This window comes from Rhodovulum tesquicola (assembly GCF_024128855.1).
In the GTDB taxonomy this organism is placed as follows: domain Bacteria; phylum Pseudomonadota; class Alphaproteobacteria; order Rhodobacterales; family Rhodobacteraceae; genus Rhodovulum; species Rhodovulum tesquicola.
On sequence record NZ_JAMYDV010000011.1, the window covers coordinates 68951 to 93287 of the forward strand.

33 protein-coding genes are annotated in these 24337 nt (G+C 67.3%); 29 read left to right on the forward strand and 4 right to left on the reverse strand.

Features of this window, described 5'->3' with window-relative positions; genetic code table 11:
- Positions 1-51: 51 nt before the first annotated feature.
- Positions 52-1455 (forward strand): GGDEF domain-containing protein, encoded by a 1404-nt coding sequence (locus tag NHN26_RS11125; RefSeq protein WP_253089550.1) that lies wholly within the window; start codon positions 52-54, stop codon positions 1453-1455.
- 10 nt (positions 1456-1465) lie between these two features.
- On the opposite strand, the gene NHN26_RS11130 is transcribed toward NHN26_RS11125, so the two are convergent.
- On the reverse strand, positions 1466-2206 hold the full coding sequence (locus NHN26_RS11130; protein WP_253089551.1) for a YebC/PmpR family DNA-binding transcriptional regulator: 741 nt from the start codon (positions 2204-2206) through the stop codon (positions 1466-1468).
- Between the two features lie 163 nt (positions 2207-2369).
- On the opposite strand from NHN26_RS11130, the gene NHN26_RS11135 reads away from it, so the two are divergent.
- The 5 genes from NHN26_RS11135 (at position 2370) to NHN26_RS11155 (ending at position 6957) form a co-directional block, all read left to right on the forward strand.
- Positions 2370-3059 (forward strand): phosphatase domain-containing protein, encoded by a 690-nt coding sequence (locus NHN26_RS11135; RefSeq protein ID WP_253089552.1) that lies wholly within the window; start codon positions 2370-2372, stop codon positions 3057-3059.
- Between the two features lie 3 nt (positions 3060-3062).
- Entirely contained in the window at positions 3063-4814 is a 1752-nt protein-coding gene (locus tag NHN26_RS11140; RefSeq protein ID WP_253089553.1) for an ABC transporter ATP-binding protein, read from the forward strand.
- A 45-nt stretch (positions 4815-4859) separates the two neighbouring features.
- Positions 4860-5618 (forward strand): CAF17-like 4Fe-4S cluster assembly/insertion protein YgfZ, encoded by a 759-nt coding sequence (gene ygfZ / locus NHN26_RS11145; RefSeq protein ID WP_253089554.1) that lies wholly within the window; start codon positions 4860-4862, stop codon positions 5616-5618.
- On the forward strand, positions 5611-6411 hold the full coding sequence (locus tag NHN26_RS11150; protein ID WP_253089555.1) for a fructosamine kinase family protein: 801 nt from the start codon (positions 5611-5613) through the stop codon (positions 6409-6411). The genes ygfZ and NHN26_RS11150 overlap by 8 nt, the downstream gene beginning before the upstream one ends.
- A 228-nt stretch (positions 6412-6639) precedes the next feature.
- Positions 6640-6957: a DUF6280 family protein gene (locus tag NHN26_RS11155; RefSeq protein WP_253089556.1), complete on the forward strand. Its 318-nt coding sequence runs from the start codon at positions 6640-6642 to the stop codon at positions 6955-6957.
- Positions 6958-7067: 110 nt separating this feature from the next.
- Here NHN26_RS11155 and NHN26_RS11160 read toward each other — a convergent pair whose 3' ends face one another.
- The 3 genes from NHN26_RS11160 to NHN26_RS11170 form a co-directional block, all read right to left on the reverse strand.
- The gene (locus NHN26_RS11160; protein ID WP_253089557.1) at positions 7068-7640 is read right to left on the reverse strand and encodes a hypothetical protein; all 573 of its coding nucleotides are present in this window, start codon (positions 7638-7640) and stop codon (positions 7068-7070) included.
- Positions 7641-7720: 80 nt separating this feature from the next.
- Positions 7721-9100 (reverse strand): TolC family outer membrane protein, encoded by a 1380-nt coding sequence (locus NHN26_RS11165; RefSeq protein ID WP_253089558.1) that lies wholly within the window; start codon positions 9098-9100, stop codon positions 7721-7723.
- A 74-nt stretch (positions 9101-9174) separates the two neighbouring features.
- Positions 9175-9828: a protein-L-isoaspartate O-methyltransferase family protein gene (locus tag NHN26_RS11170; RefSeq protein ID WP_253089559.1), complete on the reverse strand. Its 654-nt coding sequence runs from the start codon at positions 9826-9828 to the stop codon at positions 9175-9177.
- A gap of 392 nt (positions 9829-10220) precedes the next feature.
- Here NHN26_RS11170 and NHN26_RS11175 point away from each other — a divergent pair, with 392 nt between their 5' ends.
- The 23 genes from NHN26_RS11175 to NHN26_RS11285 all read left to right on the forward strand — a co-directional run bounded on the left by NHN26_RS11175 (position 10221) and on the right by NHN26_RS11285 (position 24263).
- Positions 10221-10535, forward strand: a complete 315-nt coding sequence (locus NHN26_RS11175) for a hypothetical protein (protein WP_253089560.1) — start codon at positions 10221-10223, stop codon at positions 10533-10535.
- Positions 10532-11161 carry a methyltransferase domain-containing protein gene (locus tag NHN26_RS11180; RefSeq protein WP_253089561.1) on the forward strand — a complete coding sequence of 210 codons (630 nt, stop codon included), beginning with the start codon at positions 10532-10534 and terminating at the stop codon, positions 11159-11161. The genes NHN26_RS11175 and NHN26_RS11180 overlap by 4 nt, the downstream gene beginning before the upstream one ends.
- A gap of 268 nt (positions 11162-11429) precedes the next feature.
- Positions 11430-11684, forward strand: coding sequence for a hypothetical protein (locus NHN26_RS11185; protein ID WP_253089562.1), 255 nt, complete (start codon positions 11430-11432; stop codon positions 11682-11684).
- A gap of 453 nt (positions 11685-12137) precedes the next feature.
- Positions 12138-13622 carry a SulP family inorganic anion transporter gene (locus tag NHN26_RS11190; RefSeq protein WP_253089602.1) on the forward strand — a complete coding sequence of 495 codons (1485 nt, stop codon included), beginning with the start codon at positions 12138-12140 and terminating at the stop codon, positions 13620-13622.
- 10 nt (positions 13623-13632) lie between these two features.
- Positions 13633-14487, forward strand: a complete 855-nt coding sequence (locus NHN26_RS11195; RefSeq protein WP_253089563.1) for a universal stress protein — start codon at positions 13633-13635, stop codon at positions 14485-14487.
- A 5-nt stretch (positions 14488-14492) separates the two neighbouring features.
- Positions 14493-14843: a TraR/DksA family transcriptional regulator gene (locus tag NHN26_RS11200; RefSeq protein WP_253089564.1), complete on the forward strand. Its 351-nt coding sequence runs from the start codon at positions 14493-14495 to the stop codon at positions 14841-14843.
- Positions 14844-15012: 169 nt separating this feature from the next.
- Positions 15013-15213, forward strand: coding sequence for a 50S ribosomal protein L29 (gene rpmC, locus NHN26_RS11205; protein WP_253089565.1), 201 nt, complete (start codon positions 15013-15015; stop codon positions 15211-15213).
- A gap of 12 nt (positions 15214-15225) precedes the next feature.
- The gene (rpsQ, locus tag NHN26_RS11210; protein WP_132696079.1) at positions 15226-15459 is read left to right on the forward strand and encodes a 30S ribosomal protein S17; all 234 of its coding nucleotides are present in this window, start codon (positions 15226-15228) and stop codon (positions 15457-15459) included.
- 69 nt (positions 15460-15528) lie between these two features.
- Entirely contained in the window at positions 15529-15897 is a 369-nt protein-coding gene (gene rplN, locus NHN26_RS11215; RefSeq protein WP_068344865.1) for a 50S ribosomal protein L14, read from the forward strand.
- A complete protein-coding gene (rplX, locus tag NHN26_RS11220; RefSeq protein WP_253089566.1) occupies positions 15897-16208 on the forward strand; it encodes a 50S ribosomal protein L24 in 312 nt (103 codons plus the stop codon). Before rplN ends, rplX begins: the two co-directional genes overlap by 1 nt.
- Entirely contained in the window at positions 16201-16764 is a 564-nt protein-coding gene (rplE, locus tag NHN26_RS11225) for a 50S ribosomal protein L5 (RefSeq protein WP_253089567.1), read from the forward strand. The genes rplX and rplE overlap by 8 nt, the downstream gene beginning before the upstream one ends.
- 20 nt (positions 16765-16784) lie before the next feature.
- Entirely contained in the window at positions 16785-17090 is a 306-nt protein-coding gene (gene rpsN / locus NHN26_RS11230; protein WP_132696082.1) for a 30S ribosomal protein S14, read from the forward strand.
- Between the two features lie 12 nt (positions 17091-17102).
- On the forward strand, positions 17103-17501 hold the full coding sequence (gene rpsH, locus NHN26_RS11235) for a 30S ribosomal protein S8 (RefSeq protein ID WP_207894009.1): 399 nt from the start codon (positions 17103-17105) through the stop codon (positions 17499-17501).
- An 11-nt stretch (positions 17502-17512) separates the two neighbouring features.
- The gene (gene rplF / locus NHN26_RS11240; RefSeq protein ID WP_253089568.1) at positions 17513-18046 is read left to right on the forward strand and encodes a 50S ribosomal protein L6; all 534 of its coding nucleotides are present in this window, start codon (positions 17513-17515) and stop codon (positions 18044-18046) included.
- A gap of 11 nt (positions 18047-18057) precedes the next feature.
- A complete protein-coding gene (gene rplR / locus NHN26_RS11245; RefSeq protein ID WP_132696084.1) occupies positions 18058-18417 on the forward strand; it encodes a 50S ribosomal protein L18 in 360 nt (119 codons plus the stop codon).
- Between the two features lie 11 nt (positions 18418-18428).
- The gene (rpsE, locus tag NHN26_RS11250; protein ID WP_253089569.1) at positions 18429-18992 is read left to right on the forward strand and encodes a 30S ribosomal protein S5; all 564 of its coding nucleotides are present in this window, start codon (positions 18429-18431) and stop codon (positions 18990-18992) included.
- Positions 18993-19004: 12 nt separating this feature from the next.
- Positions 19005-19196: a 50S ribosomal protein L30 gene (gene rpmD / locus NHN26_RS11255; protein ID WP_132545871.1), complete on the forward strand. Its 192-nt coding sequence runs from the start codon at positions 19005-19007 to the stop codon at positions 19194-19196.
- 392 nt (positions 19197-19588) lie between these two features.
- Positions 19589-20065, forward strand: coding sequence for a 50S ribosomal protein L15 (gene rplO, locus NHN26_RS11260; protein ID WP_253089570.1), 477 nt, complete (start codon positions 19589-19591; stop codon positions 20063-20065).
- A gap of 108 nt (positions 20066-20173) precedes the next feature.
- The gene (secY, locus tag NHN26_RS11265; protein ID WP_132696088.1) at positions 20174-21532 is read left to right on the forward strand and encodes a preprotein translocase subunit SecY; all 1359 of its coding nucleotides are present in this window, start codon (positions 20174-20176) and stop codon (positions 21530-21532) included.
- Positions 21529-22173, forward strand: a complete 645-nt coding sequence (locus NHN26_RS11270; RefSeq protein WP_253089571.1) for an adenylate kinase — start codon at positions 21529-21531, stop codon at positions 22171-22173. Before secY ends, NHN26_RS11270 begins: the two co-directional genes overlap by 4 nt.
- Before the next feature lie 187 nt (positions 22174-22360).
- Positions 22361-22729 (forward strand): 30S ribosomal protein S13, encoded by a 369-nt coding sequence (gene rpsM, locus NHN26_RS11275; RefSeq protein WP_253089572.1) that lies wholly within the window; start codon positions 22361-22363, stop codon positions 22727-22729.
- 15 nt (positions 22730-22744) lie between these two features.
- Complete coding sequence (gene rpsK / locus NHN26_RS11280; protein WP_253089573.1) at positions 22745-23134, forward strand: 30S ribosomal protein S11; 390 nt, start codon at positions 22745-22747, stop codon at positions 23132-23134.
- A gap of 112 nt (positions 23135-23246) precedes the next feature.
- On the forward strand, positions 23247-24263 hold the full coding sequence (locus NHN26_RS11285; RefSeq protein WP_253089574.1) for a DNA-directed RNA polymerase subunit alpha: 1017 nt from the start codon (positions 23247-23249) through the stop codon (positions 24261-24263).
- Positions 24264-24337 lie beyond the last annotated feature (74 nt).

Sequence of the window (24337 nt, forward strand, 5' to 3'; positions counted from 1 at the left end):
GTTTGCCATGATGAGACCGGCGGCCGGATGCCGAAGACGACGGAGACCACGATGAGAGAAACCTGGCATCCCTCGTCAGGACCATGGGAAGACGACGATCTGCTGCACGGAACCCCACGTTTCGTGATGGTGCGCGCAGCCCCCGCCGTGCGGCAGGCGCTGGCGCTGTTCTCGTTCCTTCTGGCGGCCGTCCCGGCGATCGGATTTCTGGCCGACATCCCGTTGCTGCACCGGCCCTTCCCGGGCGAGGCGGGCATTCCCCCGCTGACACTGGTCGCCCTTGCCGCCCTGGCGCTGGCAATCCTGATGCAGCGGCCCTTTGCCCGCAGCGGTCCGGTCGAGCGGACGCTTCTGCTGCTGGCGGCCATGATCGGGCTGGGGCAGTTGATCTGGCTGAGTCGCGGCTTGCCGCTGGATCCCGAAGTCACCGGCATCAGCGAGGCCGTGGGCATCCTGGCGCTGGCCAGCGCGCTGGCGTTGCGCCGCCGCCGCCCGGCATGGCCCGCCATGGTTCTGGCAGGCGCCGCCGGGATGATCTGCCTGACGGCCTTTCTGGGCTATGCCATGGGCATCGGCCAGTTGCGCGGCGCGTTGTCGCCCTTCACCATGCTGATCCTGACGCCGCTGGTGCTGGGCGCCCAGATCGCCCAGGCCCGGCGCCCCGTCTGGCGCACGCTGTTCCGCGACGACAAGCTGGCCCGCGTGCTGCGCATGGAGATGGCGCTGGCCGCCATCGTGCCCACCGCGCTGGCCATCGTGATCTTCCGGATGGACCCGAACGGCCCCAGTGCGGCGGACGCGTTCTACGCCCAGGCGATGATCCTGTTCTGCTGCACCGGCGTTCTGGTCGCGGGCCGGATGCGTGACCGGCTGGACCGCGAACGCCGGGCCCTGTCGCGCGAATTGCAGCGCGCCTCGCTGATCGACCCGCTGACGGGGCTGGCCAACCGGCGTGGAACCCTGGTGATGGCGGGCCATGCGATCCATGCCGCGCGCCGTGGCGGGCGACCGGTGTCGATGGTGATCTGCGACCTCGACCATTTCAAGGCGGTGAACGACCGGCTGGGCCACGGGGTCGGCGACCGCGTGCTGGAAACCGCCGCGCGGCTGATGTCGGCGCGGCTGCGGATGTCGGATGTCGCCGGGCGCTGGGGCGGGGAGGAGTTCCTGCTGGTGCTGCCCGACACCACGCTGGCGGGCGCCGAGGCGCTGGCCGAAATCCTGCGCCATGCCCTGGCCGAGGAATTGCGGATCCGGCCCTCGGGAGAGATCGGCAAGGGGCCGGGCGGCAAGCCGCTGACCGCGTCCTTCGGCTGCGCCGTGGTCGAGACGCCGCGGAACGACGGGTTCGAACGCGCCCTCGATACCGCCGATCAGGCGCTCTACGCGGCCAAGCGCGGCGGCCGGAACCGGGTCGCCAGCGCCACGGATATGGCCATCGCGGGCTTTCGCTGAACGGCCGGGATCACAGCTGGGCCAGAACCTCGTCACTGGCCTCGAAATTGGTGGTCACGCGCTGCACGTCGTCATCATCCTCCAGCGCATCCACCAGCTTCATCAGCTTCTGCATGCCCTCGAGGTCAAGCTCGGTCGTGGTGCCGGGCTGCCAGATCAGCCGGGTCGATTCGCTTTCGCCAAGCTGCGCCTCGAGCGCGGCGGCCACCTCGCCCAGATCGGTATCGGCGCACAGGATCACATGGCCGTCCTCGCTGCTTTCGGCATCCTCGGCGCCGGCCTCGATCGCGGCCATCATCACGGAATCGGCGTCACCCACGGCGGCGGGATAGCGGATCTCGCCCTTGCGCTCGAACATGAAGGCGACCGAGCCGGTCTCGCCGAGATTGCCGCCATGCTTGGTGAACAGCGACCGCACGTTCGACGCGGTGCGGTTGCGGTTGTCGGTCATCGCCTCGACGATCACCGCCACGCCATCCGGGCCGTAGCCTTCGTAGCGGATTTCCTCGTAATTGTCGCCCTCGCCGCCCTGCGCCTTCTTGATCGCGCGCTCGATATTGTCCTTGGGCATCGAGTTGGCCTTGGCCTCCTTGACGGCGAGGCGCAGGCGGGGGTTCTTGTCGGGATCGGGATCGCCCATCTTGGCCGCGACGGTGATCTCCTTGGACAGCTTGGAGAACAGCTTGGCCCGCACCGAGTCCTGCCGGTTCTTGCGGTGCTGGATGTTCGCCCATTTCGAATGGCCTGCCATGGAACCCTCTTCGACGGCTGTTTTCGACGCCCCGCTCTATAGGCCAGCGCGCCGGTGCGCCGCAAGAGCGCGCGGGGACGCCCGGGCCGGGGCGGCATTCGCTTGTCAGGCAGGCCCATTCGGGATATCCCCCCACCTCGTGCCGCAGGGCGCCGGGGAGACGATGTTCGACCAGCTCAAGACCCGCCTCGATGCCTTCGATCGCCGGATGCGGGATGCCTTCGACGGCGACATCTCGACGCCTGCCGGACGGTTTGCGGCGTTCTGGCATTTCCAGATCATGGACCATGCCTTCCTGCGCATCTTCTGGACCAACCTGCACCAGTTCGCGCCGGGGGCGTGGCGGTCGAACCAACCGGATGCGCGGCGGCTGCGGCGCTATCGCGACATGGGCATCCGCACCGTGCTGTCGCTGCGCCGGGACGGACCTGCAAGCCATCAGCTGTTCGAGGCCGAGGCCTGCCGCGCGCTGGGGCTGACGCTGGTCAACCACCGCATGCATGCCCGCCGGATGGCACGGCGTGCCGATCTGCTGGCGCTGCTCGACCTGTTCGAGACCATCGAGAAGCCCTTCGTGATGCATTGCAAGTCGGGGGCGGACCGGTCCGGGATTGCCTCGGCGCTTTATCTTCTGCATGTCGAGGGTGCGACGCTTGCCGAGGCAAGGCGCATGCTGCACTGGCGTTTCATCCATTTCCGCAACTCCGACAGCGGCGTTCTGGACCAGATGCTCGACGCCTGCGAGGCCGACATGATGACCGACCCGATGCCGATCCGCGACTGGATCGCGACGCGCTACGACCCGGACGCGATCGAGGCGGCGTTCCGCGCGCATCGCCACCGGGGCCGCTGAACGATGGACGCGCAGCACGACAGCCGACCCATCATCCGCTGGCTCTGGCGCGGCTATCTGCGCCGCCATATCGGGATGATCGGCGCCGCGATGGCGCTGATGACCATCGAGGGCGGCACGCTGGGCGCGCTCAGCTACCTGTTCAAGCCGATGTTCGACACCATCTTCATCGCCGGGAACCGCGACGCGATCCCGCTGGTGGCTGTGGCGGTGATCGTCCTGTTCCTGGCCCGCGCGATCGCGGGTTTCGGGCAGCGGCTGCTGATGGCGCGCGTGGGCCTTTCGGTTTCGGCGGCGTTGCAGCGCGACCTTGTCGGGCACATGCTGACGCTGGACAGCGTGTGGTTCCAGAAGACGCCGCCCGGCAACCTGATCGAACGGGTGCGCGGCGACACCATGGCCGCGGCGAATATCTGGAACACGGTCTTCACCGCGGCGGGGCGGGACGCGGTGGCGCTGATCTCGCTGTTCGCGGTTGCGGTCTCGATCGACTGGCTCTGGACGCTGATCGCGCTGGCGGGCGTGCCGCTTCTGTTCGGCCCGATCGCCATCCTGCAACGCTGGGTGCGGCGCACCACGCGGGCCGCGCGCGAGGCCGCCGCCTCGATCTCGAACCGGCTGGACGAGACGTTTCACGGGGTCACCACGATCAAGCTGAACCGGCTGGAATCGCGCGAGGATGTCCGCTTCGCCAGGACGGTGGACGGCTATGTGCAGGTCCAGATCCGGTCCGAGGCCGGGCAATCGGCCATCCCGGCGCTGATCGACGTGGTGGGCGGGATCGGCTTTGCCGGTGTGCTGGTCTTCGGCGGCATGCAGATCATCGACGGCGACAAGACGGTGGGCGAGTTCATGGCCTTCTTCACCGCCATCGCCCTTGTCTTCGAGCCGCTGCGCCGCCTGGGCCGGGTCTCGGGCGCCTGGCAGGCCGCGCTGGCCAGCCTCGAACGGCTTTTCGCGGTGTTCCAGGAACGCCCGACGATCCTGTCCCCCGCCAGCCCCCGCACCCTGCCCGCCCCCGGTGGCAAATGCGACATCGTTCTGGACGACGTGCACCTGTCCTATGGCGATGCGCCCGCGCTGAACGGGCTGACGCTGACCGCGAAGGCGGGGCAGATGACCGCGCTGGTGGGGCCGTCGGGCGCGGGCAAGTCCACCGTCTTCAACCTGCTGACCCGGCTGGTCGAGCCTCAGCGCGGCCGGGTTCTGGTGGGCGGCGTGCCGGTGGATGCGCTGCCGCTGGCGGAACTGCGCGACCTGTTCTCGGTCGTCACGCAGGAGGCGCCGATGTTCGACGAACCGCTGCGCGAGAATATCTGTCTGGGCAAGGACGTGTCCGAGGCGCGGCTGGCCGAGGTGGTCAGGGCCGCCCATATCGCCGATTTCCTGCCCGCCCTGCCCGCGGGGCTGGACAGCCCGGCCGGGCCGCGCGGCTCGAACCTGTCGGGCGGCCAGCGCCAGCGCGTCGCCATCGCCCGCGCGCTGTTGCGCGATGCGCCGATCCTGCTGATGGACGAGGCGACCTCGGCGCTCGATTCCCAGTCCGAACGGATCGTGCAGGAGGCGCTGGCGCGGCTGTCGCAGGGACGCACGACGCTGGTGATCGCCCATCGCCTTGCCACGGTGCGCAACGCCGACAGGATCGTGGTGATGGACAAGGGCCGCGTCGCCGAAGAGGGCACCCATGACGAGTTGCTCGCCCGGGGCGGGCTCTATGCCGGGCTCTACCGTCTGCAATTCGCCTCGGAAGGCTAAGCGCGGGCGCTATATCCGAAGGAACACCCAGCAAGGGAGACACGCATGCAGGTCGAGGCCGCCAGCGACCGGACGGTTCTGAAGATCACCGGCGAGGACCGGGTGGCGTTCCTGCAGGGGCTGGTCACCAATGACGTGCGCCAGATCGACGGGCGGCTGGTCTATGCCGCGCTGCTGACGCCGCAGGGCAAGTATCTGGCCGATTTCTTCCTTGCCGGGACCGAGGACGCGATCCTGATCGACGTCAAGACCGGGATCGCCGAGGCGCTGATCCGGCGGCTGTCGATGTATCGGCTGCGCGCGAAGGTGGGGATCGAACCTGCCGGGCTGCATGTGCTGCGGGGGCTGGGCGCGGCCCCGCCGGGCGCCTTCCCAGACCCGCGCGATCCCGCGCTTGGCTGGCGGGCCTATTCCCCGGTTCCCGGTCCCGAAGGCGCGACCGACTGGGACGCGACCAGGGTGGCGCATTGCATCCCCGAGACCGGAATCGAGCTGGTCCCCGACGACACCTATATCCTCGAAGCCGGGTTCGAGCGGCTGAACGGCGTCGATTTCCGCAAGGGCTGCTATGTCGGCCAGGAAGTCACCGCCCGGATGAAGCACAAGACCGAGCTGAAAAAGGGGCTGGCGACCGTGCGCATCGACGGCGCGGCGCCGGTGGGCACGCCCGTGATGGCCGGCGAAAAGCCGGCGGGCGTGCTGTTCACGCAGGCGGGCGGCCGGGCCATCGCCTTTCTCCGCCTCGACCGCGCGGCGGGGCCGATGCGCGCAGGCGCGGCGACCGTCACGCTGGACGATGGCTGACCGGGACGCGATCGGCGCGCTTCTGGGCATGCCGGTCGCGGGGATCGTGCCGCTGCACGGGGGAAGCCTGTCGCAGGTGGTGCGCGCGACACTGACGGACGGGCGCGTTGTCGTCGCGAAATCCGGGCCACTTGTCGCGCGCGAGGCGCGGATGCTGGCGGCCATGGCGCAGGCCGGTGCCCCCTGCCCGGCCGTGATCGCGGTGGCGGGCGATCTGATGGTGATGGAACATCTCGACGAGACGCGGGCCGGACCGGCCGGATGGGCCGCGTTGGGCAGGGCGCTGTCGCGGCTGCACGCGGCCCGGGGCGCGGGCTATGGCTGGGACGAGGATCATGCCTTCGGCCCGGCGGCCATCCCCAACGCGCCCTGCCCCGACTGGCCCGGCTTCTGGGCCGAACGGCGGCTGCTGGCCTGGCCCGGCGCGCTGCCCGTCGGCATCGCAGGACGGGTCGAGCGGCTGGCCGCGCGCCTGCCCGACCTCTTGCCGCGCCACCCCCCGCCCGCCTTGCTGCATGGCGATCTGTGGGCCGGGAACGTGCTGTTCACGCAGCAGGGCGCCGCGCTGATCGACCCGGCCTGTTACCACGGCCATGCCGAGGTGGACCTGGCCATGCTGCATCTGTTCGGCCGCCCGGGCGCGGACCTTGCCGGGGCCTATGACCCGCCGGAGCCCGGCTGGCAGGCGCGCCGCCCGCTTTATCAGCTCTGGCCCGCGCTGGTGCATCTGCGGCTGTTCGGCGGCGGCTATCGCGGCATGGTCGAGGAATGCCTGGATACGGTCGGGGCCTGATCCCGGCGCGCGGCGCAAGAAGGTTAACACGGGGTTGAACGCGGAACCGGCACCCCCATATCTTGGCGTTGAGAGGGCCGCCCCGCGACAATATCATGTGTGGTTTCAACCTCAGCCATGCGCTATACGCATGAGAGGTATTCGAAAACGGAAATACCGAATCGATGCAAAACCGTCATATTCGGCGTCACGCCCGAAACGCAAGAGCAAGAATAAAAGGACGACGAGATGGCCGATTTCGTTGATGGCACCGCTTTCAATCACGAACAGGGCAACCGCGCCCGAAAACTGTTCGCTGCGGTGGTGCTGGCCGCGCTGGACGATGCGATCGCGGATGACAAGAAATACGGGAACGGACCCGAGCAGATCGCCCGCTGGGCGCGCTCGCGCGATGGGCGCGAGGTGCTGTCCTGCGCCGGGATCGACCCGAACGAGCGCGTCGTCACCGGGCTGATGGAATTCGTGGCCCGCGGCGTGCGCACATCGGTCGCGTTGTCGCGCGAGGAAAGCGAACGCCGCCAGGCCCAGGAGGCCGAAGCGGCCTGATCCTCGTCCCGACCACGCCAGGGCGCGCCCTTCGGGGCGCGTTTCGCGTTTAGCGGGATTGCGTCTTCGTCGCCCGGCAGGGATCGCCACCGGGCCGCCCCCTCCCCGCGCTAGTCCGTCTCGCGCGTGGTCAGCGCGCGGTTGATCTCGCGCCGCACAAGCTTGCGCAGGTTCTTCGTCATCCGTTCGCCCAGATCGCCCTGAAGCTCCTGCCGGATGATCGTGGCCACCAGCTTGCGCAAGGCCTCGTCGTCCTGAACCGCCAGCGGACCGGACGCCCCCGCCACGGGGTCGCGGGACGATGCCGTCTCGGCGGCCCTGCCCTCATGCGGCGCGGGGGCAGCGGCGGGCCTGGACCAGCCGGTGGCCGCCGCAAGCGTCTCGGTCCCGTCGGGTTCCCATTCGTCGTCGCAGCCGGCAAAGGCCGCTTCCAGCTCGGCGATCCTCTGTTCGAGGCTCGACGCCTCGGCGGCTGCGGGCTGCTGCATGGAGGGGCTCGGCGGCGCCTTGTCGCGAACGGGCGCAGGCGGTGTCTCTGCCGGTCCACCCTCCGTCCCGACCCGCAATGCAGGCGTCAGGATCAGCCGTCCCGGCGCGCCGGGACCTGCCGACGCCTCGTCGCCGACGCTCCGGCGGATCGACGAGATCACCTCGTCGTCGCGAGGGGGGACGCTTTCCGGCATGGATCCAGCGCAGACCTTGTTTGCCAACTTACCCCGGAACGTAGCGGGATGGTGGCCCCCAGACAATGCCTGCGGACCGGTCAGTTACGCCCGAGTCTTTCCAGAACCTTGTCGAGCTGCTTGCCCTGGATGCTCTTGGCGGGCGCGTTCGAGACCGCGTTGTAATAGGCGCGCGGATCGTAGGTCGGAATGCCCAGGTCCAGATGCTGGGCCGTCAGGAGACCCATCGAGGACAGCACCCGGTAGATCGCGACATACTGGTTCGCCTCGGCCTGCACCCGGGCGGTGCGGGCATCGAGAAGCTCCTGCTCGGCATCGAGCACATCAAGCGTGGTGCGCGCACCCAGCCGCGCCTCCTCGCGGGTGCCCTCGAAGGCAAGCTGTGCGGCGGCGATCTGCTCTTCGGTCGCGGTAAGCTGCGCGCGGGCAACGGCGAGGCTGGACCAGGCGTTGCCGACCCGCTCATCGACCAGCCGCACGGCCTGCAACAGCCCCGCGCGCGCCTGCTCGACCCCGGCCCGGGCCTGACGCTCGGCGGCGTAAAGCCCGCCGCCCTGATAGATCGTCTGGTTCAGCGACAGCCCGACCGAGCCGTATTCGCCGCCATCATCCTCGGCCACCACCCCGGCGCTCGCCGAGATACTGGGCCGCATCGCCGCCTTGGCCCGACCGAGGTTCAACTCGGCCACGGTGACGTTGTGCTGGGCCTGAACGATTTCGGGATGGGTCTTGACCGCGATCGCGCGGGCCGCATCGGAGTTCTGGGGCAGCGCCGGAAAACGCGGAATGCCGCTGAGCGCGCCGGGATAGCGGCCGATGGCAAGCTTGTAGGCCTCGCGCGCGATGGCAAGGTTGCCCTGCGCCGACACGAGGTTCGAGCGCGAGGCCGCCAGCCGCGACTGGGCCAGCGAAACGTCTGTGCGGGTCACCTCGCCGACCTCGAAGCGGTCCTCGGTGGCGCGCAATTGCTGCGAGATGAGCCGCACGTTGTTCTCGGCGAGGGACACGTTCTGGACCGCCGCGAAGACATCCATATAGGCCAGCACGGCCGCGAGCAGCACGTTCTGCTCGACCCCCAGAAGCGCCGCACGGGTGGCCAGGACCGATTCCCGCGCCGCGTCGATCGCCAGCCGGTTGTTGCCACCGTCATAAAGCGTCAGCCGCGCGGTCAGTTCGGCCTGCGCGCTGGAGGAATACTGCCCCTGGCTCGGGCTGCGGGTGTTGCCGTCCTGGTAGCGGCCGTTGATCGCGAAGTCGATGATCGGCCGCAGCGCCGCCACGGCGCGGGCGACATCCTCGTCTGCGGCACGCAGCACCGCGCGGTTCTGGTCCAGCAGATGCGAATTCTTGTAGGCGTCGATCAGCGCGTCGGTCAGCGTCTCGGCGCGCGCGGACGCCCCCCCGACAACCAGCGCCGCCGACAGGGCCGCGCCACCCAGCACTTTCAGGAAACTGCTCATGTCTGCCTCGCTCTTTGTTGTCCGCGGCCTCTTGTTCTGTCCCGGGCGCGGCGGTGATGAACGGACCCTGCCCGCTAGAACTGGAATTGCGGCAAGCGCGCGAAACCCGGAAGGACCGGCGCACCGGCATTGAAGAGAAAGCGCCAACTGACCGCCCCACCGACCTTGCGGCCGATGCGCGCGACGCCCAGGCTGCCCTCGACGAAGATCGCCACGATCCGCCCGCCCTCCTTGAGCTGGTCGAGGATCGCCTCGGGCAGATGCTCGATCCCGCCCTCGATCACGATCGCGTCATAGGGGCCGTGGCGCGGCGCGCCCTCGGCCAGCGCGGCGCGCTCGACGGCGACATTGTCCACGCCCTGCTCGGCCAGCAGCGTCTCGGCCTCCCGGGCCATCGCCGCATCCTCCTCGACCGCGATTACCGCATCAGCCATCCGGGCGATCACGGCGGCCGAATAGCCAAGCCCGCAGCCCAGATCCAGCACCAGATCGCCGGGCCCCGGGGCGACCGCCTCGAGCATCTTGGCGAAGCTGCGCGCCTCCAGCACGGTGCGGCCGGGCGCGAGGGGCAGGTTTTCCCCGATATAGGCCGCGCCGCGAAGCCCCGCGGGCACGAATTCCTCGCGCGGGACCGCAAGAAGCGCCTCGATGATCGGCAGGCGCGTCACGTCCGAGGGCCGGACCTGGGTATCGACCATGGCCTCGCGGAGGGCGTCGTAATCGGGCATGCGGCTGAAGTCTCCGGCTCGAAATTAACCTGAAAAGGTGATGCCACATATCCCCGGCTCCGGCAATGCCCGGGGAAGCCGGCATCGCTGCACTGTGGCAGGCTGGCCCAGTCCGCCGCTGCGCGCTCCGCCCACATTGCGCGCCCTGTGCATGGCAACCGCCCCGATGCGCAATCGGCGCGTCGGGGACGCAAGCGATTGCGGTCGGCGGCGCCCGGGTTTCCGGGCGAACCGGCCGATACCGGGCCATTCGGAAAATGCCGCCGGGACCACCGGGCCGGTTGCGGGCGGTGATGCCATGGGCCATCTGTTCGGGGAACGCGACCACGCCCCGCCGTCGGTCGGCGCCCTGGTGTCGAAATGTGGGAAATGATGCTGGACAGGTTGTCCCGATGACGCGCCGTTTCACCGCCTCCAAGGCCGCGCGCGGCAATTGCGGGGCCGGGACGGCCAAGCATTTTCACCGTCCGGCGCAGGAATTCGACCGCCTGCGCGCGCCGGTCCGCCCCGGCGGATGGCTGGCATTCCAGACCTGCTTCCAGACCGGGGAGTCACGGTTCGTCGACCGGCATTGCAGCAAGGATCCGACCCATCTCGTGTTCGACCGGGCCTGGACCTTCCGGTTTCCGGCAGAGGACCGGGGCTGGGCCTGCGAGCTGCCGGTCATGGACTTGGCGCTGCTGCGCCGCCCGGAGACGGGCGCATGACAAGCTGGCTGCACGAGGAGCGGCTGCAGGCGGTGCAAGCGGTCCTGCGGGACAGCGGTGCGGCCCGGGTGGTCGATCTCGGCTGCGGGGATGGCGACCTGTTCGTGCGGCTGGCCGCAGAGCCCGGCCTCACGGAACTCGTCGGCGTCGATATCTGCCGCGGCGCGCTGGCGCGGTTGCGCGGACGGCTGGACGCGCTCGGCCCCTTCCCCCCCCGGATCGACCTGCGCGAAGCCTCGATGACCGATCCCACACCCGATCTGGCCGGGTTCGATTGCGCCATTCTCGTCGAGACGATCGAGCATATCGACCCAGGCCGCCTGTCGCAGCTGGAGCGCGCCCTGTTCCTCGGAATGCGCCCGCGCATGATCGTGATCACGACGCCCAATGCCGAGTTCAACCCGCTGCTCGGCGTGCCGCCGCACCGGATGCGCCATCCCGGTCACCGGTTCGAATGGCCTCGGGCGAAATTCCGGCAATGGTGCCAGCGCGTGGCCGGGGCTGCGGGCTACGCGGTCGCGTTCCACGACATCGCGGGCCAGCATCCCGACCTCGGCGGCGCCAGCCAGATGGCCGTCTTCGACAGGCCCGGGGCGGCCTGCATCGAGACCCGGAAGCCGGGATGATCCGCCGACCCTTCCGGCAACGCCTCGCCGGGGCCGCCACCGCACGACGCCGCGCGCCGATCATCCGCGCCACGGCAGGACGGGCGCGCAACGGTGGACAAACCCGCTCGAAATTCCTATGTCTTCCGGGAAGGCGGGCCCGATGCACGTTTCGGCGGTCCGGCCATTCGATCGCATTCATCATAAATCAAGGAAGTTCCGGCACACCGCCCGCAACGGACGTGGCAGGCGGCCGCGAACCCCGCAGCTTGAAGTCAAAGGATACCAGATGACACTCAAGGTCGATATTCAGGAAAGAGAGAACGAACTCGTCGGCAAGGGCACGATCGACGGAATCGTGCCGTTCTATTTCAAGGATCAGGGACATCGCTGGATGGTCCGGATCGGTCCGAAATGGATCCTGAAGCAGAACGAGGCGTCGGTCGAACCGTCGCCCTCCCCCTTAACCGCGCGCAGCAAGATGTACTGGGCCATCGCCCAGTACCGGAACCACGCCCGGGATCACGCGCTCGGCTCGGCCTGAGCCGGGCGGCGCAGATCGCGCATGCCGCTTTGCGGGCGATGCGACCGGGGCATGACCGCATGACTTCCCTGCCGCCCCGACGTGACCGCAAGCAGATCCTGTCGCGTCGGGCGGACCGGAAAGCGGGCCAGGCGGCGCCCCTGACAATCGGTCTGTCGTGACCTGACCCGGCCCTTCTCGGCCCGGTCCCGCCTGCCCGGTCCGCAGGCTGCCCGCCGCATCGCGCGGCCCCTCCCCACGCAGGCCGCATCGCCGGCCGCAGTTGCAGGCAGGCCCCGCTGCGCGGGCTTGTCCGTTTGCGTTTCGCGGGAATCCCTTTATTCAGGGTCCGAACCGCATCTTGTCGGCGCCTCGCTGAATGGTGCCTCGGGGTGAAAACCCTCCGGTAGACCGAAAATCCAGACCGCCGCGCATCGCAGCGCGCAGCGATGAAAAGGAATCGAGTTGAGCATGATCAAATCGCTTTACGACTACCGCGACCAGTGGATCGGCAATGTCCGAGGCGACATCCTGGCCGGGCTTGTCGTGGCGCTGGCGCTGATCCCCGAGGCGATCGCGTTCTCGATCATCGCGGGCGTCGACCCCAAGGTGGGGCTTTACGCGTCCTTCTCGATCGCGGTGATCGTGGCGATCACCGGCGGGCGTCCGGGCATGATCTCGGCGGCGACGGCGGCGACCGCGGTGCTGATGGTCACGCTGGTCAAGGAACACGGGCTGGAATACCTGCTGGCCGCGACCGTTCTGGCGGGGCTGATCCAGATCGGCGCGGGGCTGGCCAAGCTGGGCCACCTGATGCGGTTCGTCTCGCGATCCGTCATAACCGGCTTCGTCAACGCGCTGGCGATCCTGATCTTCCTGGCGCAGATTCCGGAACTGACCGGCGTGACCTGGGTGACCTACGCGATGGTCGCGGCCGGCCTTGCGATCATCTATCTCTTCCCGCTGCTGACCACCGCGATCCCCTCGCCGCTGGTCACCATAGTGGTGCTGACGGTTGCGGCGACGCTGCTGGGCCTCGATGTGCGCACCGTGTCCGACATGGGCGCGTTGCCCGACACGCTGCCGGTCTTCCTGATCCCCGACATCCCGCTGACCCTGGAGACGCTGCAGATCATCCTGCCCTATTCCATCGGCGTTGCGGCGGTCGGCCTGCTGGAAAGCCTGATGACCCAGACCATCGTCGACGACCTGACCGACACGCCCTCCGACCGCAACCAGGAATGCATCGGGCAGGGCATCGCCAACACCGCGACCGGGTTCATCGGCGGCATGGCGGGTTGCGCGATGATCGGGCAGTCGATCATCAACGTCAAATCCGGCGGGCGGGGGCGGCTGTCGACCTTTAGCGCAGGCGCGATGCTGCTGTTCCTGATCGTGGTGCTGGGCGATCTGGTGGGCCAGATCCCCATGCCCGCGCTGGTGGCGATCATGATCATGGTCTCGATCGGGACATTCTCGTGGTCGTCGATCCGGAACCTGCGCGAACATCCGCGCTCGTCCTCGATCGTGATGCTGGCGACCGTGTTCTTCGTGGTCTACACCCACAACCTGGCGATCGGGGTTCTGGTCGGCGTGCTGCTGTCGGGCATCTTCTTCGCGGGCAAGATCGCGCAACTGTTCCGCGTCACATCCGAGATCTCCGAAGACGGCCGCACCCGGACCTATGTGGTTGAGGGCCAGCTCTTCTTCGCCTCGACCGAGGATTTCATGAAGTCCTTCGACTTCAAGGAGGCCCTGGAACGCGTCACCATCGACGTCAGCCGCGCGCATATCTGGGACGTTTCGTCCGTTGCGGCGCTGGACATGGCCGTGCTCAAGTTCCGCCGCGAAGGCGCGACGGTCGAGATCGTGGGGCTGAACAAGGCGTCCGAGACCATCGTCGACCGGCTGGCTGTGCATGACAAGCCGGACGCGATGAAGGATCTGGTGGGACATTGAGGGGGTAAGGATGTCTGGAATACTGATGGCGCTGGTCGATGGCTCGGCCTATTCCGAAAGCGTCTGCCACCATGCCGCCTGGATCGCGGGCCGCACCGGGGCACAGGTCAAGCTCTACCATGTGATCGACCCGCGCCGCGCGCGGGGACAGCGCGACCTGTCCGGCTCGATCCGGCTGGGCGCGCGCTCGACGCTGATGGAACAGCTCACCGCGCTGGACGAACAGCACGCCAGGCTCGCCCAGGCCCAGGGCCGCGCGATCCTCGAGGATGCCAAGGCCCTGATCGAGGCCGAGGGGATCGAGAACGTCATCACGCGGCTGCGCCATGACGACATCGTGGCCACCGTCGAGGCCAAGGAAGGCGTGGCCGACATGATCCTGATCGGCAAGCGCGGCGAGGCGGCGGGGCCGGACAGCCCGCATCTGGGCTCGAATTTCGAACGCATCGTGCGCGCCAGCCACAAGCCGGTCTTCGTCGCCAACCGTGCCTTCAGGCCGATCAACCGTGTGCTGATCGCCTATGACGGCGGCGTATCCGCGATGAAGGCGGTCGACTACGTCGCCCGCGATCCGCTGTTTGCCGGGCTCGAGGTCATCGTAGCCAGCGCCGGGTCCGACAATGCCGAACTGCGCAGCGCGCTGGACAATGCGCGGGCCACGCTGAAGGCCGGCGGCCACGAGGCCGAGACGCGCATTCTGAAGGGCCAGCCCGAAAAGGCGCTGGGCGATCTGGCAGAGAGCGGCGGGATCGACCTTCTGGTGATGGGCGCCTATGGCCATTCGCGCATCCGCACCCTGGTCATCGGATCGACCACCACCGCGATGATCCGCACCTGCAAATGCCCCGTCGTGCTGATGCGGTGAACCGAATGACCGACGCGCCCGACCCGGATGCGCTGAAGGCGCTGTTCCTGCCGCGCCTGCGCGCCGAGCTCGACGCCCTTCGGTCGGCCTCGGCAAGCACCGCCGCCGATCGCAGGCCCGTGGAACTGGACCAGCAGAGCGTCGGACGGCTCAGCCGCATGGACGCCATTCAGCAACAGGCGATGGCCGCGGCCCAGGATGCCCGCCGCCACGCCCGCGGCCGGGCGCTGGACGCCGCGATCCGGCGGATCGGGAACGGCGAGTTCGGCTGGTGCGCCGATTGCGGCGATTTCATCGGCCTGCCGCGCCTCGATCTCGATCCCACGATGACCAGATGCACCGACTGCGCCCGCTGAGGCGCGCCGCGATCGGGCGCCACCGTCCCTTGCGAAAGGATCGCGCCCCGAGACTTTCGGCTTGCCTCACCATCGCATCTCCCCTATAGGCGACGCTTCTACACGAACTCCACCGAATCCCGGGTGACCCAAGGGGGGCCCTTCGGTGATGTTGAAAGGAACAAGGCGCATGAACGCCAGCGAACTTCGGGACAAGACCCCCGACCAGCTCCGCGATCAGCTTGTGGCCCTGAAGAAGGAGGCGTTCAACCTCCGCTTCCAGCAGGCCACCGGCGCGATGGAGAACACCGCCCGTGTCCGGCAGATCCGGCGCAATGTCGCCCGGGTCAAGACCGTTCTGAACGAAAAAGCCCGCGCGGCGGCCGAGTAAGGAGCCAGACAGATGCCCAAACGTATCCTGCAAGGCACCGTGACCTCGGACAAGAACGACCAGACCGTGACGGTCCTGGTCGAGCGTCGCTTCAAGCACCCCGTGCTGCAGAAGACGATCCGCAAGTCCAAGAAATACCGGGCCCATGACGAAGCCAACACCTTCAAGGTCGGCGATATCGTGCGCATTCAGGAATGCGCGCCCAAGTCCAAGACGAAACGCTGGGAGGTGGTGGCGCAGGTCTGACCTGATCCCCACAGCCCGGTTTGAACGAAACCCTGGGGCAAGACGTCCCCAAAGGTCGGGAGAAACCAAATGATCCAGATGCAGACCAATCTGGATGTCGCTGACAACTCCGGCGCACGCCGGGTTCAGTGCATCAAGGTCCTCGGCGGGTCCAAGCGGAAATATGCCAGCGTCGGCGACATCATCGTGGTGTCGGTGAAAGAGGCGATCCCGCGCGGCCGCGTCAAGAAGGGCGATGTCCGCAAGGCCGTCGTCGTGCGCACCGCCAAGGAAGTGCGCCGCGAGGACGGCACCGCGATCCGCTTCGATCGCAACGCCGCCGTGATCCTCAACAACAATCTCGAACCCGTCGGCACCCGCATCTTCGGGCCGGTGGTGCGCGAGCTGCGCGCGAAGAACTTCATGAAGATCATCTCGCTCGCCCCGGAGGTGCTGTGATGGCTGCCAAGCTCAAGAAGGGCGACAAGGTCATCGTGCTCGCCGGCAAGGACAAGGGCCGCGAGGGCGTGATCACGTCCGTCGATCCCAAGGGCGGCAAGGCCGTGGTGGACGGCATCAACATGGCGATCCGCCACCAGAAGCAGACCCAGACCACCCAGGCCGGCCGCATCTCCAAGGCGATGCCGATCGACCTGTCGAACCTTGCCATCATCGACAAGAACGGCAAGCCCACCCGCGTCGGCTTCAAGATCGAGGACGGCAAGAAGGTGCGCTACGCCAAGACCACGGGGGACGCGATCGATGCTTGATGCCGCCACCTATACCCCGCGCCTGAAATCGGTCTACCGCGAGACCATCAAGGCCGCGCTCAAGGAAGAGTTCGGCTATAGGAACGACATGCAGATCCCGCGGCTCGACAAGATCGTGCTGAACATCGGCTGCGGCGCCGAGGCGGTCCGCGACTCCAAGAAGGCCAAGTCGGCCCAGGAGGATCTGACCCGCATCGCCGGTCAGAAGGCCGTCATCACCAAGGCCAAGAAGTCGATCGCCGGCTTCCGCGTCCGCGAGGACATGCCGCTCGGCGCCAAGGTCACGCTGCGCGGCGACCGGATGTACGAATTCCTCGACCGCCTCATCACCATCGCCATGCCCCGGGTCCGCGACTTCCGCGGCGTTCCCGGCAAGTCCTTCGACGGACGCGGCAATTACGCGATGGGTCTGAAAGAGCACATCGTCTTCCCCGAGATCGACTATGACAAGGTCGACGAGGTCTGGGGGATGGACATCGTCATCGCCACCACCGCGAAAACCGACGCGGAAGCGAAGGCGCTGTTGAAGCATTTCAACATGCCGTTCAACAGCTGATCGCGGGAGGAACAGGACCAATGGCCAAGAAATCCATGATCGAACGCGAACTCAAGCGCCAGCGCCTGGTCAAGCAATACGCTGCCAAGCGCGCCCGCCTGAAGGAGATCGCGAAAAACGAGGAGCTTCCGATGGAAGAGCGGTTCAAGGCGCAGCTCAAGCTCGCCAAGCTGCCGCGCAACTCCTCGGCGACGCGGCTGCACAACCGCTGTCAGCTCACCGGGCGTCCGCACGCCTATTACCGCAAGCTCAAGGTCTCGCGGATCATGCTTCGGGAACTCGGCTCTCAGGGCCAGATCCCCGGCATGGTGAAGTCGAGCTGGTAAGGAGGGGAAGAAATGTCCGTGAACGATCCTCTCGGCGATATGCTGACCCGCATCCGCAACGCGCAGATGCGCGGCAAGTCCACCGTCCGCACCCCGGCCTCCAAGCTGCGCGCCTGGGTGCTGGATGTGCTGACCGACGAAGGTTACATCCGCGGCTACGAGAAGGTGGACGGCCCCAACGGCCTGCCCGAACTCGAAGTCAGCCTGAAATACTTCGAAGGCCAGCCCGTGATCCGCGAACTCAAGCGCGTGTCGAAACCCGGCCGCCGCGTCTACATGGGCGTTGGCGAGCTGCCGCAGGTGCGTCAGGGCCTGGGCGTGTCCATCGTCTCGACCTCTCGGGGCGTGATGTCGGATGCGGCCGCGCGCTCGGCGAATGTCGGCGGCGAAGTGCTCTGCACCGTGTTCTAAGGAGGAAGGCAATGTCTCGTATTGGCAAAAGACCGGTCGAGCTGCCGTCGGGTGTGACCGCATCCGTCTCCGGCCAGACCGTCGAAGTGAAGGGGCCCAAGGGCACCCGCAGCTTCACCGCGACCGACGATGTCACCATCGCGGTCGAGGACAACGCCGTCAGCATCACCCCCCGGGGCAGCTCCAAGCGGGCGCGCCAGCAATGGGGGATGTCGCGCACCATGGTCGCGAATCTCGTGACCGGCGTCACCCAGGGCTTCAAGCGCGAGCTCGAAATCCAGGGCGTCGGCTACCGCGCCCAGATCCAGGGCAACATGCTGAAGCTGAACCTCGGCTACAGCCATGACGTGAATTTCGAGGTTCCGCAGGGCGTCACCGTGACGACGCCCAAGCAGACCGAGATCGTCGTCGAGGGCATCGACCAGCAACAGGTCGGCCAGGTGGCAGCGAACATTCGCGAATGGCGCGGCCCCGAGCCCTACAAGGGCAAGGGCATCCGCTACAAGGGCGAGTTCATCTTCCGCAAGGAAGGCAAGAAGAAGTAAGGGCGCGACAGATGGCAAACAGCAAACGGGACCTGTTCCAGAAACGCCGCCTGCGCGTGCGGAACAAGCTGCGCAAGATGAACGACGGGCGCCTGCGCCTGTCGGTCTTCCGCAGCAACAAGAACATCAGCGTTCAGCTGATCGACGATGTCGCCGGCGTGACGCTGGCCGCCGCCTCCAGCCTGGAAAAGGATCTGGGCGTGGTCGGCAAGAACAATGTCGAGGCGGCCGCCAAGGTCGGCGCGGCGATCGCCGAGCGGGCCAGGAAGGCCGGGGTCGAGGAATGCTATTTCGACCGCGGCGGCTACCTCTATCACGGGCGCGTCAAGGCGCTGGCCGATGCCGCCCGTGAGGGCGGGCTGAAGTTCTGAGGAGACGAGACATGGCAGAACGTGAACAACGCCGGGACCGCCGCGACCGCGACGAAACCCCGGAATTCGCCGATCGTCTCGTGGCGATCAACCGGGTCTCCAAGACCGTGAAGGGCGGCAAGCGCTTCGGCTTTGCAGCCCTCGTGGTGGTGGGCGACCAGAAGGGCCGCGTGGGCTTCGGCAAGGGCAAGGCCAAGGAAGTGCCCGAGGCGATCCGCAAGGCCACCGAACAGGCCAAGCGGTCCATGATGCGCGTGCCGCTCCGCGAGGGCCGCACCCTGCACCACGACATGGAAGGCCGCCACGGCGCCGGCCGCGTCGTGATGCGCTCGGCCCCGCAAGGGACCGGCATCATCGCGGGCGGCCCGATGCGCGCGGTGTTCGAGATGCTGGGGGTCCAGGACGTGGTGGCGAAATCCATCGGTTCGCAGAACCCCTACAACATGATCCGCGCGACGCTCGACGGGCTGCGCAAGGAAAGCTCGCCCCGTCAGGTGGCGCAGCGCCGCGGCAAGAAGGTGGCCGACATCCTGAAACGGGATGACGCGCCGACCGAAGCCGTCGCCGAAGCGTAAGGAGGCGATCCCATGACCAAGAAGACCATCGTGGTCAAGCAGATCGGCTCGCCGATCCGCCGCCCCGCCGTCCAGCGCCAGATCCTGATCGGCCTGGGCCTGAACAAGATGCACCGCACCCGCGAACTCGAGGACACCCCCTCGATCCGCGGCATGGTCGCCAAGATCCCGCATCTCGTCGAGATCGTCGAAGAACGCGGCTGAGCGGGCGGTGGGTTGACACCCACCCTACGGATCGGAAAGCGCCCCGCATCACTTGGGGCGCTTTTCTCTTTTGCGGGCTTTTCGCGGGGCAGATTCCCCCCTCGGCGCGCTGCCGTTGCGGCCCGCGGAGGCGGCGGTCCATCGCCGAGCCATCGGCCACCAGGGCGCAAGCGAGACCCGTTCCGCTCGCATCTCCCCGCGCCAGCGTCCCGCCCGACCGAAGACAATGCCCCCTGCCGGACGCGCGTCCCGATGCCGCGCGCAAAGGGTTGCATGGGCGCGGAGTCCCGTCTATACGCCCCCGGTGGCCCCCACGGGCCCCATCTCACATCCAGCTAACGCCGTGGCCGCCCAATTCGCTTCGGGGGCGCGTCCGGCTCAGGAGAAGCGACATGAAACTCAATGAACTCCGTGACAACCCGGGTGCCGCGAAAAAGGCCAAGCGGGTCGGCCGTGGCCCGGGCTCGGGCAAGGGCAAGACCGCCGGGCGCGGCATCAAGGGCCAGAAATCCCGCTCGGGCGTCTCGATCAACGCCTTCGAGGGCGGCCAGATGCCGCTCTACCAGCGCCTGCCCAAGCGCGGCTTCACCAAGCCGAACCGCAAGGCCTATGCGGTGGTCAATCTCGGCCTGATCCAGAAATTCGTCGATGCGGGCAAGCTCGACGGCACGGCGCCCATCACCGAGGATGCGCTGGTGGCCTCGGGCCTGGTGCGCCGCAAGCTTGACGGCGTCCGCGTGCTCGCCAAGGGCGAGGTGACCGGCAAGCTGACGCTCGACGTGACCGGCGCCTCGCGCGCGGCTGTCGAGGCGGTCGAAAAGGCCGGCGGCACGCTCAAGACCGCCGCCCCGGCCGAGGCGACCGAATAAGTGGTTGTTCGCGGGCTCCGGGCCGCTTACATCCTGACCTAGTTTTCCATTGCGCCGCCGGAGCCGGAAGACGGTTTCGGCGGCGTTGTCCTTGAACAGAGGCTCAGCATGGCATCTGCAGCAGAGCAAATGGCCGCGAACATGAGCTGGGGGGCCTTCGGCAAGGCCACCGAGCTGCGCCAGCGCATCTTCTACACCCTCGGTCTTCTGATCGTCTATCGCCTGGGCACCTATATCCCGGTGCCCGGCATCGACGGGGTCGAGCTGCGCAACTTCATGGACCAGGCCGCGGCCGGTCTGGGGGGCATCCTGTCGATGTTCACCGGCGGCGCACTGGGGCGGATGGGCATCTTCGCCCTCGGCATCATGCCCTATATCTCGGCCTCGATCATCGTGCAGCTTCTGGCCGCGATGGTGCCCCAGCTCGAACAGCTCAAGAAAGAGGGCGAGCAGGGCCGCAAGAAGCTGAACCAGTATACCCGCTACGGCACGGTGTTCCTCGCGACCTTCCAGGCCTATGGCCTTGCCGTCAGCCTCGAGGCCGGGGGGCTTGCCTCCGATCCGGGCTGGTTCTTCCGCGCGGGCACGGTCATCACGCTGGTCGGCGGCACCATGTTCCTGATGTGGCTGGGCGAACAGATCACCGCGCGCGGCGTCGGCAACGGCATCTCGCTCATCATCTTCGTCGGCATCATCGCGGAAATCCCCGCGGCGCTTGCGCAGTTCTTCAGCCAGGGCCGCTCCGGCGCGCTCTCGCCCGTGGTCATCATCGGCGTGATCGTGATGGTCGTGGTCACGATCGCCTTCGTGGTGTTCATGGAACGGGCCTTGCGAAAGATCCACATCCAGTATCCGCGCCGCCAGGTGGGGATGAAGGTCTATGACGGCGGCTCCTCGCACCTGCCGGTCAAGGTGAACCCGGCGGGCGTGATCCCGGCGATCTTCGCCTCGTCGCTGCTGCTGCTGCCGACGACGGTGGCGACCTTCTCGCACAACCAGGCGGGGCCGGTGATGACGGCGCTGCTGGCCTATTTCGGTCCCGGCCAGCCGCTTTATCTCGCCTTCTTCTCGGGCATGATCATCTTCTTCACCTATTTCTACACGTTCAACGTGGCCTTCAAGACCGAGGACGTGGCCGAGAATCTCAAGAACCAGAACGGCTTCGTTCCGGGGATCCGGCCGGGCAAGCGCACGCAGGAATATCTCGACTATGTCGTAACCCGCATCCTGGTGCTCGGCTCGGGCTATCTGGCGCTGGTCTGCATGCTGCCCGAAGTGTTGCGCGCCCAGCTTGCCATCCCGTTCTATTTCGGCGGCACGTCGGTCCTGATCGTCGTCTCGGTGACGATGGACACGATCCAGCAGGTCCAGTCCCATCTTCTGGCGCACCAGTACGAGGGGCTGATCGAGAAATCGCAACTCAGACGCAAGCGCAAAGGCGCAAGGAAAGGGACAGCGCGCAGATGAACATCATCCTGTTGGGCCCCCCGGGGGCCGGGAAGGGCACGCAAGCCCGCCGGCTCGTGGAGGAACGGGGCATGACCCAGCTTTCCACCGGCGACATGCTGCGCGAGGCGCGCAGCTCGGGCACCGAGATGGGAAAAAGGGTGGCGGCGGTCATGGATCGCGGCGAACTGGTGACCGACGAGATCGTGATCGGCCTGATCGCCGAAAAGCTCGAAGGCGGCGGCGGCGGGTTCATCTTCGACGGCTTCCCCCGCACGCTGGCCCAGGCCGACGCGCTGGGCGCCCTGCTCGACAACATGGGCCAGCGGCTCGATGCCGTGATCGAGATGCGCGTCGATGACGAGGCGCTGGTGGCGCGGATCACCGCGCGCTCGACCTGCGCGGGCTGCGGCGAGGTCTATAACGACATCAGCCGCCCGATTCCGGCCGACGGCACATGCGTCAAATGCGGCGCGACCGAGTTCACCCGCCGCGCCGACGACAATGCCGACAGCCTGCGCCAGCGGCTGATGGAATATTACAAGAAGACCTCGCCGCTGATCGGCTATTACCACGCCAAGGGTCAGCTTTCCGTCGTCGACGGGCTGGGCGAGATCGACGCCGTGTCGGCCGAGATCAAGGCGGCGCTTGACAAGGCGTGATACTCCCCCTTGACGGGAAACGGGATTCGCCCTAGGCACGGCGTCTCGATCATGAATCGACCTTTTGTCGCACAAGGCGTGCGCCGCGGCGGCAACGGGCAGAGCGGCCCGAAGGCAGGATGCTTTCGGGCCTCAGTTGTGAAAAAAGGTTCCGGGATTACGGAACCGCAACCGAAGGAACATACGTTTGGCTCGTATCGCTGGCGTCAACATACCCACCGGGAAACGCGTCCCCATCGCACTCACCTATATCCACGGCATCGGCCCGTCCTCGGCCCGCGCGATCTGCGACGCGATCGGCATCGACGCCGCCCGCCGCGTCAACGACCTGTCGGATGCCGAGGTTCTGGCCATCCGCGAGCATATCGACGCCAATCTCACCGTCGAGGGTGATCTGCGGCGCGAAGTGCAGATGAACGTCAAGCGGCTGATGGACCTGGGCTGCTACCGGGGGCTTCGCCACCGCCGCAACCTGCCCGTGCGCGGCCAGCGCACCCACACCAATGCCCGCACCCGCAAGGGCCCGGCAAAAGCCATTGCCGGCAAGAAGAAATAAGGGAGGGCAGGACAGATGGCACGCGAAAAGACCCGCATCAAGCGCAAGGAACGCAAGAACATCGCCGCCGGTGTGGCGCATGTGAACAGCTCCTTCAACAACACCAAGATCCTGATCTCCGACGTGCAGGGCAACGCGATCGCCTGGTCGTCGGCGGGCACGATGGGCTTCAAGGGCTCGCGCAAATCGACCCCCTATGCCGCCCAGATGGCCGCCGAGGATGCCGGCCGCAAGGCGCAGGAACATGGCGTCCGCACCCTCGAGGTCGAGGTGCAGGGCCCCGGCTCCGGCCGCGAATCGGCCTTGCGCGCGCTCGCCGCGGTCGGCTTCAACATCACCTCGATCCGCGACGTGACCCCCATCGCGCATAACGGCTGCCGTCCGCCCAAGCGCCGCCGGGTCTGATCGGGCATTCTTTCTACCCGGGCCAGGCGATGCCGGCCCGGGTCGCAGGCCATTTCCCTCGGGCGTCCTTCGCTACGGACATGGGCGAAGGACAGGAATTGAGGAGACGCACATGATCCACAAGAACTGGCAGGAACTCATCAAGCCGGTGCAACTCGACATCCGGACGGGCAACGATCCCGCGCGCCAGGCGACCGTGGTCGCCGAACCGCTGGAGCGCGGCTTCGGCCTGACGCTGGGCAATGCGCTGCGCCGCGTGCTGATGAGCTCGCTGCAGGGCGCGGCGATCACGTCGGTCCAGATCGACAACGTCCTGCACGAGTTTTCCTCGGTGGCGGGCGTGCGCGAGGACGTGACCGACATCGTCCTCAACCTCAAGGGCGTCGCCCTCCGGATGGAGGTCGAGGGGCCCAAGCGGCTGACCGTCTCCGCCAAGGGGCCGGGCGTCGTCACCGCGGGCGAGATCTCGGAAACCGCGGGCATCGAGGTGCTGAACCGCGACCATGTGATCTGCCATCTCGACGAGGGCGCGGATCTGTTCATGGAACTGACCGTGAATACCGGCAAGGGCTATGTCGCCGCCGACAAGAACCGCCCCGAGGATGCACCGATCGGCCTGATCCCGATCGACGCGATCTATTCCCCGGTCAAGCGGGTCGCCTATGACGTGCAGCCGACCCGCGAGGGCCAGGTGCTCGACTATGACAAGCTGACGCTCAAGATCGAGACCGACGGCTCGCTCACCCCCGATGACGCGGTGGCCTATGCCGCCCGCATCCTTCAGGACCAGCTGTCGATCTTCGTCAATTTCGACGAGCCCGAATCCGCCGGCCGCGATTCCGAGGACGAGGGGCTGGAATTCAACCCGCTCCTGCTCAAGAAGGTGGACGAGCTGGAACTTTCGGTGCGCTCGGCCAACTGCCTGAAGAACGACAACATCGTCTATATCGGCGACCTGATCCAGAAGACCGAAGCCGAGATGCTGCGCACCCCGAACTTCGGCCGCAAGTCGCTGAACGAGATCAAGGAAGTGCTTTCGGGCATGGGCCTTCACCTTGGCATGGATGTCGAGGAATGGCCGCCCGAGAACATCGAGGATCTGGCCAAGAAGTTCGAGGACCAGTTCTGAGGGACGGTGGGTTTCACCCACCCTACGCCGGACGGGTAGGGTGGGTGCCAACCCACCGCAACGACGACAAGGGC

Coding starts and splice junctions, on each gene's coding strand:
- NHN26_RS11125 (WP_253089550.1), top strand. CDS start 52: ATGAGAGAAACCTGGCATCCCTCGTCAGGACCATGGGAAGACGACGAT.
- NHN26_RS11130 (WP_253089551.1), bottom strand. CDS start 2,206: ATGGCAGGCCATTCGAAATGGGCGAACATCCAGCACCGCAAGAACCGG.
- NHN26_RS11135 (WP_253089552.1), top strand. CDS start 2,370: ATGTTCGACCAGCTCAAGACCCGCCTCGATGCCTTCGATCGCCGGATG.
- NHN26_RS11140 (WP_253089553.1), top strand. CDS start 3,063: ATGGACGCGCAGCACGACAGCCGACCCATCATCCGCTGGCTCTGGCGC.
- ygfZ (WP_253089554.1), top strand. CDS start 4,860: ATGCAGGTCGAGGCCGCCAGCGACCGGACGGTTCTGAAGATCACCGGC.
- NHN26_RS11150 (WP_253089555.1), top strand. CDS start 5,611: ATGGCTGACCGGGACGCGATCGGCGCGCTTCTGGGCATGCCGGTCGCG.
- NHN26_RS11155 (WP_253089556.1), top strand. CDS start 6,640: ATGGCCGATTTCGTTGATGGCACCGCTTTCAATCACGAACAGGGCAAC.
- NHN26_RS11160 (WP_253089557.1), bottom strand. CDS start 7,640: ATGCCGGAAAGCGTCCCCCCTCGCGACGACGAGGTGATCTCGTCGATC.
- NHN26_RS11165 (WP_253089558.1), bottom strand. CDS start 9,100: ATGAGCAGTTTCCTGAAAGTGCTGGGTGGCGCGGCCCTGTCGGCGGCG.
- NHN26_RS11170 (WP_253089559.1), bottom strand. CDS start 9,828: ATGCCCGATTACGACGCCCTCCGCGAGGCCATGGTCGATACCCAGGTC.
- NHN26_RS11175 (WP_253089560.1), top strand. CDS start 10,221: ATGACGCGCCGTTTCACCGCCTCCAAGGCCGCGCGCGGCAATTGCGGG.
- NHN26_RS11180 (WP_253089561.1), top strand. CDS start 10,532: ATGACAAGCTGGCTGCACGAGGAGCGGCTGCAGGCGGTGCAAGCGGTC.
- NHN26_RS11185 (WP_253089562.1), top strand. CDS start 11,430: ATGACACTCAAGGTCGATATTCAGGAAAGAGAGAACGAACTCGTCGGC.
- NHN26_RS11195 (WP_253089563.1), top strand. CDS start 13,633: ATGTCTGGAATACTGATGGCGCTGGTCGATGGCTCGGCCTATTCCGAA.
- NHN26_RS11200 (WP_253089564.1), top strand. CDS start 14,493: ATGACCGACGCGCCCGACCCGGATGCGCTGAAGGCGCTGTTCCTGCCG.
- rpmC (WP_253089565.1), top strand. CDS start 15,013: ATGAACGCCAGCGAACTTCGGGACAAGACCCCCGACCAGCTCCGCGAT.
- rpsQ (WP_132696079.1), top strand. CDS start 15,226: ATGCCCAAACGTATCCTGCAAGGCACCGTGACCTCGGACAAGAACGAC.
- rplN (WP_068344865.1), top strand. CDS start 15,529: ATGATCCAGATGCAGACCAATCTGGATGTCGCTGACAACTCCGGCGCA.
- rplX (WP_253089566.1), top strand. CDS start 15,897: ATGGCTGCCAAGCTCAAGAAGGGCGACAAGGTCATCGTGCTCGCCGGC.
- rplE (WP_253089567.1), top strand. CDS start 16,201: ATGCTTGATGCCGCCACCTATACCCCGCGCCTGAAATCGGTCTACCGC.
- rpsN (WP_132696082.1), top strand. CDS start 16,785: ATGGCCAAGAAATCCATGATCGAACGCGAACTCAAGCGCCAGCGCCTG.
- rpsH (WP_207894009.1), top strand. CDS start 17,103: ATGTCCGTGAACGATCCTCTCGGCGATATGCTGACCCGCATCCGCAAC.
- rplF (WP_253089568.1), top strand. CDS start 17,513: ATGTCTCGTATTGGCAAAAGACCGGTCGAGCTGCCGTCGGGTGTGACC.
- rplR (WP_132696084.1), top strand. CDS start 18,058: ATGGCAAACAGCAAACGGGACCTGTTCCAGAAACGCCGCCTGCGCGTG.
- rpsE (WP_253089569.1), top strand. CDS start 18,429: ATGGCAGAACGTGAACAACGCCGGGACCGCCGCGACCGCGACGAAACC.
- rpmD (WP_132545871.1), top strand. CDS start 19,005: ATGACCAAGAAGACCATCGTGGTCAAGCAGATCGGCTCGCCGATCCGC.
- rplO (WP_253089570.1), top strand. CDS start 19,589: ATGAAACTCAATGAACTCCGTGACAACCCGGGTGCCGCGAAAAAGGCC.
- secY (WP_132696088.1), top strand. CDS start 20,174: ATGGCATCTGCAGCAGAGCAAATGGCCGCGAACATGAGCTGGGGGGCC.
- NHN26_RS11270 (WP_253089571.1), top strand. CDS start 21,529: ATGAACATCATCCTGTTGGGCCCCCCGGGGGCCGGGAAGGGCACGCAA.
- rpsK (WP_253089573.1), top strand. CDS start 22,745: ATGGCACGCGAAAAGACCCGCATCAAGCGCAAGGAACGCAAGAACATC.
- NHN26_RS11285 (WP_253089574.1), top strand. CDS start 23,247: ATGATCCACAAGAACTGGCAGGAACTCATCAAGCCGGTGCAACTCGAC.